General features: G+C 60.0%; 14 protein-coding genes. 6 read left to right on the top strand and 8 right to left on the bottom strand.

The features are described 5' to 3' along the window. Positions 1-175: 175 nt before the first annotated feature. The 7 genes from DW821_RS04570 to DW821_RS04540 all read right to left on the bottom strand — a co-directional run bounded on the left by DW821_RS04570 (position 176) and on the right by DW821_RS04540 (position 8,542). Positions 176-970: an ABC transporter ATP-binding protein gene (locus DW821_RS04570; protein ID WP_022093887.1), complete on the bottom strand. Its 795-nt coding sequence runs from the start codon at positions 968-970 to the stop codon at positions 176-178. Further along, complete coding sequence (locus DW821_RS04565; protein ID WP_118065830.1) at positions 963-1,886, bottom strand: ABC transporter permease; 924 nt, start codon at positions 1,884-1,886, stop codon at positions 963-965. Before DW821_RS04565 ends, DW821_RS04570 begins: the two co-directional genes overlap by 8 nt. Before the next feature lie 203 nt (positions 1,887-2,089). Further along, on the bottom strand, positions 2,090-3,070 hold the full coding sequence (locus tag DW821_RS04560; protein ID WP_117736549.1) for an ABC transporter substrate-binding protein: 981 nt from the start codon (positions 3,068-3,070) through the stop codon (positions 2,090-2,092). A 160-nt stretch (positions 3,071-3,230) separates the two neighbouring features. Next, positions 3,231-4,016: a hypothetical protein gene (locus DW821_RS04555; RefSeq protein ID WP_117736550.1), complete on the bottom strand. Its 786-nt coding sequence runs from the start codon at positions 4,014-4,016 to the stop codon at positions 3,231-3,233. Between the two features lie 249 nt (positions 4,017-4,265). After that, positions 4,266-5,669, bottom strand: a complete 1,404-nt coding sequence (gene asnS, locus DW821_RS04550) for an asparagine--tRNA ligase (protein ID WP_118065828.1) — start codon at positions 5,667-5,669, stop codon at positions 4,266-4,268. Positions 5,670-5,805: 136 nt separating this feature from the next. After that, a complete protein-coding gene (locus DW821_RS04545) occupies positions 5,806-7,740 on the bottom strand; it encodes an acyltransferase family protein (RefSeq protein WP_118065826.1) in 1,935 nt (644 codons plus the stop codon). A 238-nt stretch (positions 7,741-7,978) separates the two neighbouring features. After that, positions 7,979-8,542: a PTS glucose transporter subunit IIA gene (locus DW821_RS04540; protein WP_233552994.1), complete on the bottom strand. Its 564-nt coding sequence runs from the start codon at positions 8,540-8,542 to the stop codon at positions 7,979-7,981. Between the two features lie 243 nt (positions 8,543-8,785). On the opposite strand from DW821_RS04540, the gene DW821_RS04535 reads away from it, so the two are divergent. Next, entirely contained in the window at positions 8,786-9,688 is a 903-nt protein-coding gene (locus DW821_RS04535; protein WP_117758641.1) for an alpha/beta hydrolase, read from the top strand. A gap of 272 nt (positions 9,689-9,960) precedes the next feature. Here DW821_RS04535 and DW821_RS04530 read toward each other — a convergent pair whose 3' ends face one another. Next, positions 9,961-10,611 carry a GntR family transcriptional regulator gene (locus DW821_RS04530; RefSeq protein WP_118065822.1) on the bottom strand — a complete coding sequence of 217 codons (651 nt, stop codon included), beginning with the start codon at positions 10,609-10,611 and terminating at the stop codon, positions 9,961-9,963. 254 nt (positions 10,612-10,865) lie between these two features. Between DW821_RS04530 and DW821_RS04525 the strand changes: the two genes are divergently transcribed. From DW821_RS04525 to DW821_RS04505, 5 genes are all read left to right on the top strand, one after another. Then, complete coding sequence (locus tag DW821_RS04525) at positions 10,866-11,642, top strand: dimethylarginine dimethylaminohydrolase family protein (RefSeq protein ID WP_117843507.1); 777 nt, start codon at positions 10,866-10,868, stop codon at positions 11,640-11,642. 107 nt (positions 11,643-11,749) lie between these two features. Then, a complete protein-coding gene (locus DW821_RS04520) occupies positions 11,750-13,213 on the top strand; it encodes a basic amino acid/polyamine antiporter (RefSeq protein WP_117843506.1) in 1,464 nt (487 codons plus the stop codon). A 465-nt stretch (positions 13,214-13,678) separates the two neighbouring features. Beyond that, positions 13,679-13,999, top strand: coding sequence for a hypothetical protein (locus DW821_RS04515; RefSeq protein ID WP_118065820.1), 321 nt, complete (start codon positions 13,679-13,681; stop codon positions 13,997-13,999). A gap of 121 nt (positions 14,000-14,120) precedes the next feature. Further along, on the top strand, positions 14,121-16,481 hold the full coding sequence (feoB, locus tag DW821_RS04510) for a ferrous iron transport protein B (RefSeq protein ID WP_118065818.1): 2,361 nt from the start codon (positions 14,121-14,123) through the stop codon (positions 16,479-16,481). 121 nt (positions 16,482-16,602) lie between these two features. Beyond that, entirely contained in the window at positions 16,603-17,799 is a 1,197-nt protein-coding gene (locus DW821_RS04505) for an MFS transporter (protein WP_118065816.1), read from the top strand. Positions 17,800-17,933 lie beyond the last annotated feature (134 nt).

Genomic DNA, 17,933 nt, shown 5'->3' with positions numbered 1-17,933 from the left:
GGGAAGGAGTCTTCTCATGGCAGTTTCCTTAGTTCTTAACCAGTGGTTCCTGCTGACGCTGGATTATCGACATGATATGCGAAAACCGTCGCAAAGGTATCTGTTTCTTTGCGGCGGTTTTGACGTTTGCGCAGATAAAACCTGCCAAAATAAACCTGTCCCTTATTGGCAGGTTTTAGCTCAGCAGCATGCGGTCGTTGGCGAGCTCGCCGCCCGAGACCTCCTCGAACTTCTGCAGCAGGTCGGCGACGGTGAGCGACTTCTTCTCGTCGCCCGCCACGTCGTAGATAACGTGGCCCTCGTGCATCATGATCAGGCGATTGCCCAGACGGATGGCGTCATTCATGTTGTGCGTGACCATGAGCGTGGTCAGGTGGTTCTCGTCGACAATCTCCTCGGTCAGATTGAGCACCTTAGAGGCGGTCTTGGGGTCGAGTGCCGCGGTGTGCTCGTCGAGCAGCAGCAAGCGCGGCTTGGTGAGCGTGGCCATGAGCAGCGTGAGTGCCTGGCGCTGGCCACCCGAAAGCAGGCCGACCTTGGCGTTGAGGCGCGTGTCCAGGCCAAGGTCCAGGCGCTTGAGCAACTCAACGTACTCGTCCTTCTCGGCCTTGGTGACGCCCCACGAAAGGCCGCGACGCTGGCCGCGACGCTTGGCGAGGGCCAAGTTCTCGGCAATCTGCATGTCGGCTGCGGTGCCGCGCATGGGATCCTGGAACACGCGGCCCAGGTACTTGGCGCGCTGCGACTCGCTCAGGCGCGAGATGTCGGTGCCGTCGAGCTCGATAACGCCCGAATCGAGCGGATATACGCCGGCAATCATGTTGAGCAGCGTGGATTTGCCGGCGCCGTTGCCGCCGATCACAGTTACAAAGTCGCCGTCGTTGAGGGTAAGGTCGACGCCGGTGAGCGCGCGCTTCTCGGTGACGGTGCCCTTGTTAAAGGTCTTCTTGACGTGCGAGAGCTTAAGCATCTGCCTCATCTCCCTTCGTGTAGGAGCTGCGGAGCTTATAGCGCTCCCAAACCACGGGCACGCACAGGGCCACGGCGACAATCACAGCAGAGAGCAGTTTCATGTCGTTGGCGTCCATGCCCAGCTGCAGCACGATGGCGCGGATGAGGAAGTACACCACGGAGCCAAAGACGGCGGAGGCCAGACGGACGGAGAACTGCGTGAGACCGCCGGGCAGCAGGCGGCCGAGCACCTCGCCGATGACGATGGCGGCAAGACCGATAACGATGGCGCCGGTGCCCATGCCAATGTCGGCATACTTCTGGCTCTGGCAGATGAGCGCACCCGAAAGGCCAATGAGGGCGTTGGAGAGCACGAGGGCGATCATTTTGGTGGTGTTGGTGTTAACGCCCAGGGCGCGGATCATGTACTCGTTGTTGCCGGTGGCACGCAGTGCCGAGCCGATCTCGGTGCCAAAGAACCAGTACAGGATGGCGACGATGGCCACGGCCAGCACGATGCCTAGGATAATGGCAACAGTGGACTGCGGCAGGCCCGTCATGTTGCTGACGGATGAGAAGATAGTGCCCTTGGCAAGGATGGGCGTGTTGGACTTGCCCATGATGCGCAGGTTGATGGACCACAGACTGATCTGCGTAAGGATTCCGGCGAGGATTGCGGGAATCTCAAAGACGGTGGTCAAGATGCCCGTGACGGCGCCCGCGATGGCGCCGGCGCACATGCCGGCCAGCACGGCGAGCAAGGGGTCGACGTTATTGTTGACGATGAGTACGGCGCAGACACAGCCGCCGAGGGCAAAGCTGCCGTCGCAGGTCATATCGGAGATGTCGAGCAGGCGGAACGTGATAAACACGCCAAGCACCATAATGCCCCAGAGGACGCCCTGCGAAACGGCGCCCTGCAATGCAATGAGCATGCTTCATACCTCCTAGGATAGGGTGGACACGTGATTTTCCATAATAGCGGTAACAATGAATATAAGAACGGCAGGCAAACGTTTTGTTATATCTGAGCCATTGGGGCGAACGCCGGTCTATGACGTTCGCCCCAATGGCTCAGATATTAAATAACGCAGCTATGGCGCGAGAACGAACCCTAGATGCGTTACCGCGCATGGCGCTACTCGTCCAGAGCGGAAAGGTCGATGCCTAGGGCCTCGGCCATCTCGTCGTTCTTGACGACGACCAGGTCCTTGCTCGAGAGGTGCTTGATCGGCATATCCTCGGGCTTGGCCTCGCCCTTCAGGATCTTAACGGCCATCTCGCCCGCGGCGTAGCCCAGGTCCTTATAGTTGATGGAGAGGGTGAACAGGCCGCCGGCCATGCACATACCCTCCTCGCCGGTCACGAAGGGGAGCTTATTCTCCTTGCAGATCTGGCCGACCTGCGAAGCGCCCGCGGCGATGGTGTTGTCAGTGGGGGAGTACAGCGCGTCGACCTTGCCCACGGCAGACTCGACGACGGACTGAATCTCGTTGGAGCTCGAGACGGTGAAGTCGGTGTACTCGAGGCCCAGCTTGTCGAGCTCCTTCTTGGCGGCCTTGATCTGGACGTCGGAGTTGGACTCGGCGGTGCAGTAGAGCAGGCCGACCTTTTTAACGTCGGGCAGGACCTTCTGCATCATCTCGAGCTGCTCGGCGACCGGGGTGAGGTCGGAAGCGCCCGTGACGTTGGTGCCGGGCTTGTCGTTGTCCTGGACCAGGCCGGAGGCGGCGTAGTCGGTGATGGCACAGCCCACGATGGGGATATCGGCCGTGGCGCCGGCGGCAGCCTGCGCGGCGGGCGTGGCGATGGCATAAATCAGGCTGACGTTGTCGCCCACAAACTTGTCGGCAATGGACTTACACGTGGACTGGTCGTTCTGAGCGTTCTTCTGGTCGATCTTGACCTTAAGGCCGCTCTCCTTGATGGCCTTGACAAAGCCATCGTTGGCGGCGTCGAGTGCGGAGTGCTCGGTGAGCTGCAGAACGCCGATGGTGTAGTCGGAACCGGCGGCAGCAGAGCCGGAACCAGAGTTGCCGCCGCATCCGGCGAGCGGGGCGAGCGCGAGCAGGCCGGCGGAGACCAGAAGGCTCCTGCGGCTGATGGTGATGTCCTTCATATCATTACCCCCAGTATAAAAATGGCTGGAAACACTGCACTGGGACAAAGTGCAAGTGGGACTATAGTAGCGCTGATGTCCATTTTTACAACAGCCTGGCGGGTTTTTTAATACAGAATCGGATGGGCGGTACGGGTAGTCGAATGGGCGGCGGAGGGTCTTATGCGGCGGAGGCGGCGTCGTCCTCGTCCAGGGCGGCGAAGAGCTTCTTGCCGTCGAGGAGACGTGTGGTGACGTTTCTCATGCGGCCGATCTCAACGGTACGCAACGTGTCATCGGCGCCTCGCGCGTCATAGACCGTTCCCAGCAAATACGAGATGCCGTCTCGTTGCTTGATGGCAAAGGGCCGGAGTGTCATCCGTGCCACTTCGACCTCTCCGCGTGCCGTGACACTCGAAATATCAAAACTCACCGTGGTTCCGTGGTCGATGGCCTGCTCGATGAGCTCGCAGGCATCGATGCGCTTGACGGGCGTGCGTGTGGCCTTGGTGGATTTGCCGCCTGCGCTTGGAGCAGGCTCGGGTGCATCGAGGTAGCCGCGAACGTCGGCACTCGCCATGGCGACCAGGTGCTGCGCCATGCTTTTTCGAATGGCGATGGGCGTAGAGCGGTTGCGCATGACCATGCCGTGGAGTCGGATGATTTCTTCGTCGGTGAGCGGACGGGTCAAGAGCCGATACCCCACGCCGCGCTTGTACTCAATTTCGTATCCAGCATGGCGAAGTGCGGAGATGGCGGTGTAGATGCTGCGCCGCGCCGCCGAGATGGGCATGCGGGCGGGGTCGTCGGGATGGGCGAGGCGCCGGATCAACTCATCGGAAAGCATGGCCTTGTCCTCACCGGTGTTTTCGCTCAATAGTTGCAGGATGCGAACGGCGCGATAGGCTGCCATCGAGGCGGCGCCCCTCGTCGTGGTCTCGTAAGTTTCAACAGCGGTTTCGGTCATGGCGCCCACGTCCTTTCCGTTTTGGGTGGCGACGGTATGGAGCCTAGGACGAGGGGCTTTCCCAGGGGCGCAGTACGCCCTGGGCGGTCGGTAGCCGTCGGCAAGCGGCGGGTCGAGTTTTCAACAGCCCTGCCCAACTGACCAAAAACTTGCCAAAAGCTTGACGGATGCTGTTGAAAAAAGCGCCCCTCGGCTTGCCGAGAGGCGCTGGCGTGATGCGCTGGAACGCGTTTGGTGGCGCTGTGGCGATTAGAAGTCGGCGTTGCCCACGGTGCGCGGGTGCGGCAGGACGTCGCGGATGTTGCCCACACCGGTCAGATACATGACCAAGCGCTCGAAGCCCAGACCGTAGCCGGCGTGCTTGCAGGAACCGTAGCGGCGCAGGTCAAGGTAGTACTTGTACTGCTCGGGATTCATGCCCAGGTCCTTGATGCGGGCTTCGAGCAGATCCAGGCGCTCCTCGCGCTGGGAGCCGCCGATAATCTCGCCGATACCGGGAACCAGGCAGTCGGCGGCGGCGACGGTCTTGCCGTCCTCGTTCATGCGCATGTAGAACGCCTTGATCTCGGCCGGATAGTCGGTCACAAAAGTCGGTCGCTTAAAGTGCTCCTCGGTCAGGAAGCGCTCGTGCTCGGTCTGCAGGTCGATGCCCCAGCTCACGGGATAGTCAAACTTGTGACCGGCGGCGACGGCCTGCTCCAGGATTTCGATGGCCTCGGTATAGGTGACGCGGGCAAAGTCGGAGTTTGCCACGTGGACCAGGCGCTCGAGCAGACCCTTGTCCACAAACTTGTTGAGCATATTGAGCTCGTCGGGGCAGGTTGCCATGACGTCCTTAAGGACGTACTTGAGCATGGCCTCGGCGTTATCCATGTAGTCGTTCAGGTCGGCAAAGGCCATCTCGGGCTCGATCATCCAAAACTCGGCGGCGTGGCGCGTGGTGTTGGAGTTTTCGGCGCGGAAGGTGGGGCCAAAGGTGTACACGTCGCCAAAGGCCATGGCAAAGTTCTCGGCATTGAGCTGGCCGGACACGGTAAGGCTCGCGTGCTTGCCAAAGAAGTCCTGGCTCCAGTCGACCTCGCCGGACTCGGTGAGGGGCGGGTTTTTGGGGTCAAGCGTGGTCACGCGGAACATCTCGCCGGCACCCTCGCAGTCGCTCGTGGTGATGATGGGGGTGTTGACGTAGACAAAGCCTTGCTCCTGGAAGAAGCGGTGGATGGCGGCAGCCGCGACAGAGCGGATGCGGAACACGGCGCGGAACAGGTTAGTGCGCGGGCGCAGGTGCTGCTGGGTGCGCAGGAACTCGACGGTTGCGCGCTTCTTCTGCAGCGGGTAATCCGGGGCGCTGACGCCCTCGACCTCGATGGAGGTGGCAGAAAGCTCGAAAGGTTGGGGCGCATCGGGGGTCAGCTTGACGGTGCCGGTGCAAATGAGTGCGGCCGAGACGTTTTGATGGGCGATCTCGTCGTAGTTGTCGAGTGCCTCGCGGTTCATGACGACTTGCAGGTCGCGGAAGCAGCTGCCGTCGTTGAGCGTAACAAAGCCAAAGTTCTTCATGTCGCGGACGGACTTGACCCAGCCGGCGACGGTGACGGTCTGGCCGCCGAGCGACTCGGCGTCGGCATAGAGCTGCGCGATTTTGGTGCGGTTCACGTATCCTCCCAGAGCGGTTGTACGGATTATTTCCAAACAGTTAACCATTCTAACCCGCGAGCGGGAGCGTAGCAAAACGGCGGTGCCGATGTATGGGCGTGGCGTGGGCGCCAAACAGGTTCCGGCTTTACGTTGTCTAGTGCCCGCAGATGGCTTGACGGATGAGGGCTGCGTAGTTGTCGATTCCCGCCTGGGTGAGGTGCGTGCCGTCGTCGACGAGGTATTCGCTGTGGCCCTCGGACGCGCCGTTCCAGTCGATGACGCCGGCGTTGTCGTTTTGGGCGCATACGTCGCGGATCGTCTGGTTGTTGCGGTCCTGCAGCTCGAGCGGCACGCGCACGGTCACAAAGTAGATGGGCTTGCCGCCCACGGCATTAATCACGTCCTGTACCTGCTGGGGGTCGCGGATGAGGCCGTTGGTGCCAAGCGCACAGATGACCACACTCGGGTCGTAGTTGGCGCTGTCCTGCGCGTAGACATCCTGGAAGGTGTAGAACTGGCGGCTCACCACGCCGTCGATGTAGGCGTTGGGAAGCGCCGCCTGAATACCGGACTGTGCGCCCGCAGTGACCGAGTCGCCGATCATGAGCACGCGGGCATCGCAGGTCCCGGTCGCCTCGTCGTAGGTAAAGCTCTTCCAGTCCAAGTTCTTGGGGACCTTTTCGGCGATAGGCCCTTCTTTGGGTTTTTGCTTGGTGGCGTCATCGGATGCGGTGTCGCTGGGTTGGGAATCTTTACCGGATGCGGGCTCGGCGCCCTTGTCGTTGACTCCGTTGTCCTGGGACGAGGTCGCGTTCTGGGTAAGCTCGGGACGGAGCTGCTCGGCGCGGGCAATGGCGATGCCCGTCCAGTCGAGCGGTGCGAAGGCGAGTGCGAGGACGCATGCGGCGCCAAGCGCGGGGAGCACCATGGCGGACGCGAGGACGTGCTTTCTTGCCGTGCTGTCCTGTTGGGCCGGCTTGTGGGGCCAAGGGCGTTCGACTAGGCGATAGAAAACCTCGGCTACCGCAAGGATCAGTACAAGCTGTAATACCTGCTCCCACCAGGCGATGCGGGTAGTGCGGGTTGCGGGGTTCATAAGAAGCAGTAGGGGATAGTGCACCAGATAGACCGAGAATGAGCGCTGACCCAGCCAGACGAGCGGCTTGACCGACAACAGGCGACGCACGATGCACTCCGTATTCTGCACGCAGATGATGAGGAGTCCGGTGACGAGGGCAAACAGCAAAAAGCCGCCGCGGTAGAGCCAGGCGCTCTCTCCGGTCAGCATGAGTGCGCCGGCTATAACGGCAACGAGCCACGCGATAGAAATCGCGTTGACCTTTGAGATGCCCTTGTCGGCGCCGGGGGTATGGATGTCACCGCTCAGCATCTCGCGCAGACGCGGCGCGGCGATGGCGGCCAGGGCGCCGCACAAAAGCTCGGCGGCGCGGGCGTCGGTTCCGTAGTAGACACGCGATGTGTCGGCAGCGGGGTCGAACATGAGGGCCATCGCTGCTGTTGATATAAGTATGAACGTGATCGTGACTCCGATGGCGGTGTTGCGCGAGCGGGTCTTGCTGCAGAGCACCATAAGGATGACTGGCCATACCAGATAGAACTGCATCTGGACGCCGCAGAACCACAGGTGCGTGAGCGGCGAGGGGAGTCCCGCGGCGGCAAAATACGAGACGTTGCGAAAGATATAGAACCAATTGCTCAAGAACAATGCTGACGGCAGAGCGTCCTGCTGCGCCTTGGGCAGCAGACTCGGGGCTACGATATAGGTGGCCACGGCGGTAAGCGCGATGGTTACAAGAATCGGTGGCATGAGGCGCGTGACGCGGCGGGCGATATAGTGCGGGTACGAGAACCCGTCGCGTGCCGTTGCTCGCATAATGCTATTGGTGGCGAGATAGCCACTCAGCGTAAAGAAGAGTGTAACGCCCAAAAAACCGCCGGTCAGGCGGCTGGGGCGAAGGTGATATAGGACGACGCCGGCGATGGCGAGGGCGCGAAGCCCGTCGAGTGCGGCGATGCGTTGGCTGCGTTGGAGCACTGCGTGTGCGGTGCCCGTGGGTGTGTTTTGCATCGTTCTTTCCTCCAATGTCGACCTAGCAGTCTAGCGCTCTGCGCGGACAAGGGAAGGGGGTTGGTGCGGTTGAACAACATGTCACAGGGCGATGCTTCGCTACGCAAAAGCCGCACCTGCGTTGATGCTTAGCTGTCTAGGTAGAAACGTTTCAGAACCTCTACATAGGCAAAAACAACAACACAGATGCGGCAAAGATGCACAGGCGGTTGGCCCGTTATGTGATGACGGCGGTTTGCTACTTGGTCTTGGCTACCAGCAGCGGGTCGCCCAGCTTGACGAGTGGGTTGCCGCCGATAAGCGTACCGGACTCGCCGACATGGTCGATGCTCTTAAGACGATCGAGCTCGGAGACGATGACGGTCACGATGTCCTCGTGACCGGCGGCCTTGATGGCCTCGCGGTCGAAGCTGATGAGCGGCTGCCCCGCCTTGACCTCATCGCCCATCTCGACAAAGCGGGCAAAACCCTTGCCGTTCATTTCCACGGTGCCCAGGCCAACATGGATGAACACGCGAAGGCCGTCCTCGGTGATCATGCCGATGGAGTGGTTGGTGACGGTGGTGGCGCCGATGCGGCCGTTGGCGGGCGCATAGATGGTGTCGGTAATGGGCTCGATGCCGTAGCCCTGACCGAGCATACCCGAGGCGATGGTCTCGTCGGGAACCTCATCCAGGTTGACGAGCACGCCGTTGACGGGGGCGTAGATGACGCCTTCGCGGGTGGCGAAGCTTGCCGCGGGCGGAACGGATGCCTCGCCCGTCGAGGTGAAGGTGGACTTAAGCGAATCGAGCAGACCCATAGTTGCCTCCAACTTAAATAGGCGCATAGCGCGCGCTTGGTTTGCCGGAAACGTTTCATATGTGTTTCACGGCTTGGTCAACGCCCCTATTTTACGCTGCTCAACGATACCTCTGAACTGGGATTATGTGATATATCAGTTGAAGGGAAACTTATTGCTGGAGTGTTTCTGCGTCCTGCGCACAACTGGGGTACGCTTAGATGCGAAAAATGAGTGTGCATAATCTGCGCGGAGGGAGCACCTATGATTATTGAGAACCATGCGCTGTGGGGCGAGGAGCCGACCGAGGATTATCCGGCGACGTTTACGTATCTGGGTGCCGAGCCGCTGCCCGACAAGCCCAATGGCCGCCGCCCCGCGGTGATCATCTGCGGCGGAGGCGGGTTTACGCATATCGCTCCGCACGAGCAGGACCCGGTGGCGTTTGCGTTTTTGGACCGCGGCTACCAGGCCTTTGTGCTCAACTATGTGACGAGCGCCACGGGCGACGTGAGCTTTCCGCACCCGCAGGCGGACCTCGCCAAGATGGTCGCTACCGTGCGCGCTAACGCCGACGAGTGGCATGTCGATCCCAAGCGCGTGTGCATCGTGGGTTTCTCGGCGGGCGGCATGATCTGCGCCTCGTTGGCAACGCAGTGGAAGACCGGACCCTTCGCGGGCCTTGCCGGGGCTCGTCCGGAGGATATTCGTCCCGACGCCGTGGTGCTGGGCTATCCGTTGCTCGACCTTGCCTATGTGCGCGATATGCAGACGCGCGACCCGCGCATCGACCTGCGCGTGCCCAAGACGGGTGGCAAGACGGGGCGCGATTTGCTCAACGACTATCTGTCGATGGTGACGGGCGGCGAGGCGACCGATGAGCACCTGGCCGACATCTGCCCTACCACGCACGTTTCGCGCCAGATGCCCCCGACCTTTGTGTGGGGCGTTTCGGACGACAAGACGGCGCCGGTCGCGCAGGTCTACCCGTTTGCGCAGCGCATGGCCGAGGAGGGTGTTGCATGCGAGATGCACGTCTTTGACCAGGGTGGCCACGGCCTTTCGCTCGGCAACGCCAATACTGCGGTCGACAACGAGGACAAGCAGGTGGCAGTCCGTCCTTGGATCCGCCTAGCCTTCCGCTTCCTGGAGCGCCACGGTTTCTAGTTACGCGGTTTTACCAAACCGCGTAACAGCTCGACGCTGCAAGCCCGCCAGAGCGGCAATCTGCCTTTCAACTTCGGCGGCATGACCAGAAGGTCAATGCCGCCTCGTTTCAAGGCACCTTGCTCGCTCTGGCGGGCTTTCGCTGTCCGCGCCAAAGCATCGGCGTTGTCTTGGCTGCCAGAAGAATGATCCCTCGGGGACGGAGGAAAGCGGATTAGTTTGGGCGGTGCTGTCGCCAAGGTTTAAGACCGACGTCGTCCCTTGTTGCTTTCCTACCAGACGGTGAACTGGGCGTTTTCTGTGTTCCAATGGACATCGCGAACGTAGTCGCGCACGCCCGTCGCATCTCGTGCTTCGAACAACTCAAGAATATGAGCATGTTCGTTGTTGGCTTTATTGAGCAGTTCGCACGCCGTCTCCTGGTCGACAGTCTCGTAATCGCGCTTGATAAAGCAGCGCTCGAGTTGCGAAATCATGTCGCGCAGACGGTCGTTGCCGCAGCGGTTGAAGTACGTGAGGTGAAAGTCCCGCTGAATGTCGTCGTACTTTCGGATAAGACCGCCTTGGATCGCAAGGTCCATGGACCCAACCAAAAACTTCAGCTGCATGATGTCCTCGTCGGTTAGGAGAGGGCAGGCGAGGTATGCCGCCTGCCCGTCGAGAGGCCCCATAATCTCAAAGACTTCAACGGCGTTTTGCTGATCGAACCCTCGGACGCGGAATCCGCGGCGGGGGAGATTGTCCAGATAGCCGTCGCTTGCCAGCTGGATGAGCGCCTCGCGAACCGGCGTGCGCGACACGCCCATGGCATCGCAGATCGCCTGCTCGCTCACGCGGTCGCCGGCCGAAAGCTCGCCGGCGTCTATGCGACTCGAAATATAGTCGTATACATGATCCTTCAAGGGTCTTCGGAGCGTTTCCATGAGCTTATATTCCTCAACTGTATATTTTCAAAAATAAATACGTTTCGCCTCAATAGGCTAATTGAATTATAGAACGACCAGTTAAATCGCGCTACCAAACCAGAAGAAGCAATAATACGCTTACCGACAAATATCTACCGTTCAGGATTGTATACAATATACAAAACAGTAAAGACACCCTAAGATAAAGCCATCGGAAGGAAGGCGGACGCAAGGAAGTCCGCTCAGTACTATGAGATCCAAGGAGGATCATCATGACTAAGTTCAGCCACGTCATCATCCGTCGTCCCGGCAAGTCCCTGAGCAATGGCATCACGAGCGCCCCCGAGCTTGGCCAGCCCATCTACGAGCGCGCTATCGAGGAGCACTACGATTACGAGCATGCGCTCGAGCAGTGTGGCGTTGACGTGTCGGTGCTGCCGGCGCTTGAGCAGTATCCCGACAGCTGCTTTGTCGAGGATCCGGCCGTTATCACTCGCTGCGGCGCCATCATTACCAACCCCGGCGCCGACAGTCGTAATGGCGAGAAGGACGAAATCGAGCCGGTCGTCCGTCGCTTCTTTGACGACGAGCATGTCAAGCACATCGTTTCCCCCGGCACGCTCGACGGCGGCGACGTCATGATGGTCGGCGACCACTTCTACGTCGGTCGCTCTGCTCGCACCAACGAAGAGGGTATCTGCCAGTTCTGCGAGATTCTCGAGGGCTGGGGCCTCGAGGGCTCCGAGGTGCCTCTGGAGGAGGTCCTGCACCTCAAGACGGGCGTCAACTACATCGAGGACAACAACATGCTCGTCTCCGGTGAGTTCATCGATAAGCCCGACTTTGCCCAGTACAACAAGATCGTCGTGCCCGAGGACGAGGCTTACGGCGCCAACTGCATCTGGGTCAACGGTACGGTCATCGTTGCCGAGGGCTATCCGACCGTGCTCAAGGCCGTGCAGGATCTGGGCTACAAGACGCTCGTTGTCGACACCTCCGAGTACCGCAAGGTCGACGGCGGCCTTTCTTGCCTGTCGCTGCGCTTCTAATGTGGTCGCTGTACTAGCTTAATGATCGCTTGACCGATGGCCCGGCACCCGATTCGGGACGTCCGGGCCATCTTTATGCGGTCGTTTGATTGAGGGGGTGCACATATATGGCCTCTAAAACTTGTAACGATGAGATTATCGACCCCAATGGTCTGGATCTCTTTCGTCTGACCATGATGGTCATCACTGCGAGCATTTGCGGCGGCATCTTTTCTCTTGCCGGCGATATGGCGGCAGGCGGAGCCAATACCGGCGCGGTTATCGTTTCGTGGGGAATTTGCTTCATTGGCGTCTTTGCGCTGATGATGGTATTCAACGGTTTATCTCAGGCTTGTCCAGACCTGACTGGCGGCATCTATGCATACGCTGCGGCCGGTTTTGGCGATTACGTTGGATTCAACTCCGCTTGGGGCTACTGGATCAGCGCATGTCTTTCCAATGTGAGCTTTGCGCTCTTGCTGTTTAGCGCGCTGGGCTATTTCTTCCCTGCGTTCGGTACGGGCAACAATATGCTTTCCATCGTCTGCGCCAGCGTGTTTTTGTGGTTCCTAACCGCTCTCGTGCTTCGCGGCGTTAAGGAAGCTGCCGGCATCAACACGATCGTCACCTTGGCGAAGCTGGTGCCGCTGGGGCTCTTTGTGCTGAGCATTGTGCTCCTGGGTAAGTTCAACGTCGATATCTTTATGGACAACTTCTGGGGAGAGCCGGCTGGCCCCGGTTTTGGTGAGCAGGTTGTCTCGACCATGATTGCCCTTGTCTGGGTCTTTACGGGTATCGAAGGCGCTGTCGTCATTTCTGGCCGTGCAAAGTATGTGCGCGACGTCGGTCGTTCGACGGCGCTTGGATTTGCAGCCGTGTTTACGCTGTATCTGATTATCTCGATGCTGTCGCTCGGCATTATGCCGCGCGAGGAGATGGCACAACTTGCAACGCCCTCCATGGCGGGAATTCTTGAGTGCGCAATCGGTCCGGTTGGCGCAGCCATCGTAAACCTTGGCGTTATTCTCTCGCTGGTCGGTGCGATGCTGGGCTACGTCATCATTGCATCCGAGACGCCATTCGAGGCTGCACGTCAGGGCTCCTTCCCGCTGGCGTTTGCTAAGACAAACAAACATGACGCCCCGGTGGTAACGGTTCTTGTGAGCTCCGGCATCACGCAGCTTTTCCTGATTGTGTCGTATGTAGCGGCGAGCACCTACCAGTTCTTCTACAGCTGCGCGGTCAACACGATCTTGGTTCCCTATGTTTGCTCGGGTGCTTACTACATGGTGATTGGCTGGAAGAACGAGCATCTGGACGGACCGCATGCGCCGAGTGTCGGCAAAGCACGCTTCTTCGGTACGCTCGGCTTTATCTACACGCTGTTCCTGGTGTGGTCGACGGGCCTCCAGGGCGTCATGATCACGACGATCCTTTTTGCTCCGGCCATTCCCGTCTATATTGCGGGCGAGCGAGGCCGCGGCAAGCAGGTGCTCCCGCATCTGCACGACAAGCTGATCGCGGCAGTGGTCATTGTCGTGGCGGCCATCTCGCTGTATCTGCACTTTGCCGGCATCGCGCCGATCGTCTAAGGCTAGGGTGAGCTTCATTGCTTGGTATGCCGACGGGGACATCGCATGTCGGTGCTGTTCGGAATTCCATAACTGATGTGGGTTTCAATAACGTGCCATTGTGAGCGCCCACCAAGCCCTCGCAGGTGACATTTGTTGCCAGCGCGGGCTTTTGCAGTTGCGGTGAAATAGTTTCTGTTTTTGCTGGTTAAAGCTTCAAACAGGAACTATTCCACCGCAACTTCGTTTTGATTCGCTGGGGGACGGAGGAAGCGACGATCCGGAATCCACCTGCACGGTCGTCGCTCCGCATCCCGTCCGTTGGCGCAAATGGTGTCAAAAGTAATCTGTCCCCCTTGCACGCTTGTTTCCCTTGCAGCAATCTGTTGATTGAACGTCATTGTGTGCTCGAGGTTTCTGGGCAAGCCGTCTCGCAGCAAAGTAGACTAGATGGCCATTTCAAAAAGCCTACTCAGAGGAGGAGCCATGCTTGAGGGTACGTATGTGGTTTCGGCCCAGACGCCGGTGGGGAGTAAACGCGGCGAGGTGACGTTTTCACATGGGGTGAACGGCGTGCTCAGGGCAGTACTAAACGTTAGGGGTCTCAATATCGCTCTCTCGAGTGCCCGCGCTGAGGGCGATTTCTTTGAACTCTCGGGTACTATCTCCCACGTCTTGATGGGCAAGGCGCCCTTTACATGCACGGGGTCAGTCGAGGGTGATCGACTCACTGCTACCGCGCGGTCGGGTTCCATTTCGATCTCGCTGAGCGGTATGCGCAAAGAGCTTTCGGGGCGCACCGCATAAAGTTTGCGCAGGTAAACATCGGTATTTGACTTTATAAAAAAGTCCAGAGCGCTATCATTTGTCGTTACGAGTTGGTTAGCCCCGGTAAACGGTTAACCGCGTCTAACGAAAGGATGAGCGCGTGAAGCTCGATACACTCGAGATTGGAAAGGACGCCGTTGTCGCATCGGTGGCATCGGACGATCAGGCACTCCGACAGCATATTTTGGACATGGGCCTAACGCCGGGCACCGAAGTCACCATGATGAAGTACGCTCCTATGGGCGACCCGCTCGAGATTCGCCTGCGTGGCTACGAGTTGACGCTGCGCAAGGACGATGCCGCTCGCATCGAGCTCGTGGGTGTTCACGATACAGATACGGGTCCGCGCGCTAACGCCGCAATCGGCACGACAGATCACCCGGCACTGGGCGAGGGGACGTATTCGCCTCGTGCTGCCAAGACGGCCGTGCCCGAGGGCGCACCGCTGCATTTTGCCCTCGCCGGCAACCAAAACTGCGGTAAGACCACACTGTTCAACCAGCTTACGGGCTCCAACCAGCACGTTGGTAACTTTCCCGGCGTAACGGTCGACCGCAAGGACGGCACCATCCGCAACCATCCTGAGGCAAGCGTTACCGACCTGCCCGGCATTTACTCCCTGTCACCGTACACGGGCGAAGAGATCGTCAGCCGCCAATTCATCTTGGACGAAACCCCCGACGCCATCATCGATATCATCGACGCCACCAACATCGAACGCAACCTGTACCTGACGCTGCAGCTTATGGAGCTCGACCGCCCCATGGTCATCGCGCTCAACATGATGGACGAGGTGACGGCCAACGGCGGCGCCGTGGACGTCAACCTGCTCGAGAGCCTGTTGGGCGTGCCTGTTGTCCCCATTAGCGCTGCCCGCAACGAGGGCATCGGCGAGTTGGTGGATCATGCCTTGCACGTGGCGCGGTTCCGCGAGCGCCCCGGTCGCCTGGACTTCTGCGCGCCCGATGGTCCAGACGGCGGCGCGCTGCATCGCTGCATTCACGGCATCGCCAACCTTATCGAGGACCATGCCGCGACGGCGCATATTCCGGTGCGTTTTGCGGCGACCAAGCTGGTTGAGGGCGACGAGCTGGTAACCGAGGCGCTTCACCTGGATCGCAACGAGCTCGACGCCATCGAGCACATCATTACCCAGATGGAGGGCGAGGCCGGCACCGACCGCCTGTCCGCGCTGGCCGATATGCGCTTTAGCTTTATCGGCGACGTGTGCGGGCGTTGCGTCGTCAAGCCGCACGAGAGCCGCGAGCACGTGCGCTCCGTCAAGATCGACCGCATCCTGACGGGTCGCTACACAGCCATTCCGGCGTTTCTGGTGATCATGGGCCTCGTCTTTTGGCTGACGTTTGGCGTGATCGGCGCGGCGTTGCAGGGGCTCATGGAGGACGGCATCGCTGCCATCATCGCCTCGGCCGATGCGGGCCTCAAGGCGTTCGGCACCAACGACGTGGTGCGCTCACTGGCTGTCGACGGCGTGCTTACGGGCGTGGGCAGCGTGCTGACCTTCCTGCCGATTATCGTCGTGCTCTTTTTGTTCCTTTCCATTCTGGAAGACTCCGGATACATGGCACGCGTGGCCTTTGTTATGGATAAGGTGCTGCGTCGCTTTGGCCTTTCGGGCCGCAGCTTTGTGCCCATGCTCGTCGGTTTTGGCTGCACCGTGCCGGCTATCATGTCGACCCGTACGCTCCCATCCGAGCACGACCGCAAGATGACGGTCATGCTCACGCCGTTCATGAGCTGCTCGGCCAAGTTGCCGGTCTACGGTCTGCTGTGCGGGGCGTTTTTCCCGCAGGCGACAGTTCCCGCCATGGTCTCGCTCTATTTGATTGGCATTGCAGTCGGTTGCATCGCGGCTTTGGTGCTCAACCGCACGGCATTTAAGGGCGACCCGGTACCGTTTATCATGGAGCTTCCCAACTATCGCCTGCCAAGCGTCAAGACGACGGTGATGCTGGCATGGGATAAGGCCAAGGACTTTATTACCAAGGCCTTTACCATTATCTTTGCCGCTACGGTGGTCATCTGGTTCCTGCAGACGTTCGACATCCGCTTTAATGTGGTCGCCGATCAGTCGCAGAGTCTGCTTGCCGGTCTGGGTAGCATCATCGCGCCGGTGTTGGCCCCGCTCGGCTTCGGCGACTGGCGCGCCTCGACGGCGCTCGTCACCGGACTTATCGCCAAGGAGAGCGTCATTTCGACCCTCACGGTGCTTTTGGGCGCAACGTCGCCCGCGGTGCTGTCAACCATGTTTTCGCCGTTTACCGCTTACGTGTTCCTGGTCTTTACGCTGCTGTACCCGCCCTGCGTGGCGTCCATCGGTGCCGTCAAGAGCGAGCTGGGCGCGCGCTATGCCGTTGCCGTGTTCGCGTTTCAGGTGACGGTCGCCTGGATCGTGGCGTTTGTCGTGCATTCGGCGGGCATATTGCTGGGGTTGGCTTAGCTATTTATTGACGGCGCAACCCCTGTGTATTGAGTTGATTGCGGCCCCGAATCTGTTGCTGACGGATGCGGGGCCGTTGCTATATAATCGCCTCCGCTCAAAATGATTGGAGACGTTATATATGAGTCAGGCAAGACAAGATGGCATCTCACTCAAGCAGTGGCTCCCTCTTATCGGGCTCGCCTGTTGTGCGTTCGTGTTCAACACGTCGGAGTTTATGCCCATCGGCCTTCTGACTGATATTGCCGCGTCGTTCTCGCTCACCGAGGCCCAGGCCGGCATCATGATCTCGGTCTACGCCTGGGGCGTCATGCTGCTGTCGCTGCCACTCATGGTGTTTGCCTCGCGCTTTGAGTTCAAGCGTATGCTGCTCGGCGTGCTCGCCGTGTTCTCCTTGGGCCAGTTCCTGTCCGCTATGGCACCGACATATCCCATCCTGGTCTGCGCGCGCCTGGTGGTCGCCTGCGCGCACGCCGTGTTCTGGTCAGTCGCCTCGATTATGGCCTCGCGCCTGGTCGACACCCGTCACGGGGCGCTCGCCATCAGCATGATCGCCACGGGCTCGTCCATCGCGCAGATCTTTGGCCTGCCGATCGGCCGCGCCATCGGCCTGGCCGTGGGCTGGCGCATGACGTTTGCCGTGGTCGGGGTCTTTTCTGCCGCCGCGGTGGTGTACCAGGCAGCGGTGTTCCCGGCCATGCCGGCGGGTGAGCGCTTTACGCTCAAACAGCTTCCCGAGCTGCTCAAGAACCCGTTCCTCATCGCGCTTTATGCGGTCACGGTCTTTATGGCGACCGGCTATTATGCGGGTTACAGCTATATCGAGCCGTTCCTGGCACAGGTCGCGCACGTCGACGCGGGCGCCATCACTATGACGCTGACGGCGTTCGGCTGCTCCGGCTTGGTGGGCAGCTGGCTGTTCGGCCGCCTGTTCGACGGGCACCGCTTTCCGTTCCTTGCGATCACGCTCTCCGGAGTGCCGGTCGCCTTGCTGCTTATGGGTCCTGTCGCGTCGTCGCTCGTCGCGGTTCTTGGCGTTTGCGCGCTGTGGGGCTGCTGCGCCACGGCCTTTAACGTGGCGTTTCAGGCCGAGCTCATCAAGTACACGCCGGCGGATTCGTCGGCCGTCGCCATGTCGATCTTTTCGGGCCTGTTTAACCTCGGTATCGGCACGGGCACCGCGATCGGCGGCGCCGTGGTTTCGGGTCCCGGTATCTCCTGGATTGGCTTCGCGGGCGGGGCGATTGCCGTCGTGGGCGTCATCCTCGCCATCACCGTGCTGTTCCCCGCCATCCGTCGCGCCAAGCCCGTCGCCTAACCACGTCCCCTCATCAGTTGCGGTGGAATAGTTCCTGTTTAAGGTCTCTGAAGGCCCAAGCGGGAACTATTTCACCGCAACTTAATTTGGGGGAGAGGATACAAGCCGGGCATACAATGGATGTCGTTGTGTTG

The organism is Collinsella sp. AM33-4BH (assembly GCF_003469205.1).
Taxonomy (GTDB): domain Bacteria; phylum Actinomycetota; class Coriobacteriia; order Coriobacteriales; family Coriobacteriaceae; genus Collinsella.
The sequence above is the reverse complement of the archived record's forward strand: the minus strand, read 5'-3'. Positions and strand labels throughout refer to the sequence as shown.

Bases quoted from the DNA above. Each gene is read 5' to 3' on its own strand.
- DW821_RS04570 (WP_022093887.1), bottom strand. From the start codon at position 970: ATGCTTAAGCTCTCGCACGTCAAGAAGACCTTTAACAAGGGCACCGTC.
- DW821_RS04565 (WP_118065830.1), bottom strand. From the start codon at position 1,886: ATGCTCATTGCATTGCAGGGCGCCGTTTCGCAGGGCGTCCTCTGGGGC.
- DW821_RS04560 (WP_117736549.1), bottom strand. From the start codon at position 3,070: ATGAAGGACATCACCATCAGCCGCAGGAGCCTTCTGGTCTCCGCCGGC.
- DW821_RS04555 (WP_117736550.1), bottom strand. From the start codon at position 4,016: ATGACCGAAACCGCTGTTGAAACTTACGAGACCACGACGAGGGGCGCC.
- DW821_RS04545 (WP_118065826.1), bottom strand. From the start codon at position 7,740: ATGCAAAACACACCCACGGGCACCGCACACGCAGTGCTCCAACGCAGC.
- DW821_RS04540 (WP_233552994.1), bottom strand. From the start codon at position 8,542: ATGGGTCTGCTCGATTCGCTTAAGTCCACCTTCACCTCGACGGGCGAG.
- DW821_RS04535 (WP_117758641.1), top strand. From the start codon at position 8,786: ATGATTATTGAGAACCATGCGCTGTGGGGCGAGGAGCCGACCGAGGAT.
- DW821_RS04530 (WP_118065822.1), bottom strand. From the start codon at position 10,611: ATGGAAACGCTCCGAAGACCCTTGAAGGATCATGTATACGACTATATT.
- DW821_RS04525 (WP_117843507.1), top strand. From the start codon at position 10,866: ATGACTAAGTTCAGCCACGTCATCATCCGTCGTCCCGGCAAGTCCCTG.
- DW821_RS04520 (WP_117843506.1), top strand. From the start codon at position 11,750: ATGGCCTCTAAAACTTGTAACGATGAGATTATCGACCCCAATGGTCTG.
- DW821_RS04515 (WP_118065820.1), top strand. From the start codon at position 13,679: ATGCTTGAGGGTACGTATGTGGTTTCGGCCCAGACGCCGGTGGGGAGT.
- DW821_RS04505 (WP_118065816.1), top strand. From the start codon at position 16,603: ATGAGTCAGGCAAGACAAGATGGCATCTCACTCAAGCAGTGGCTCCCT.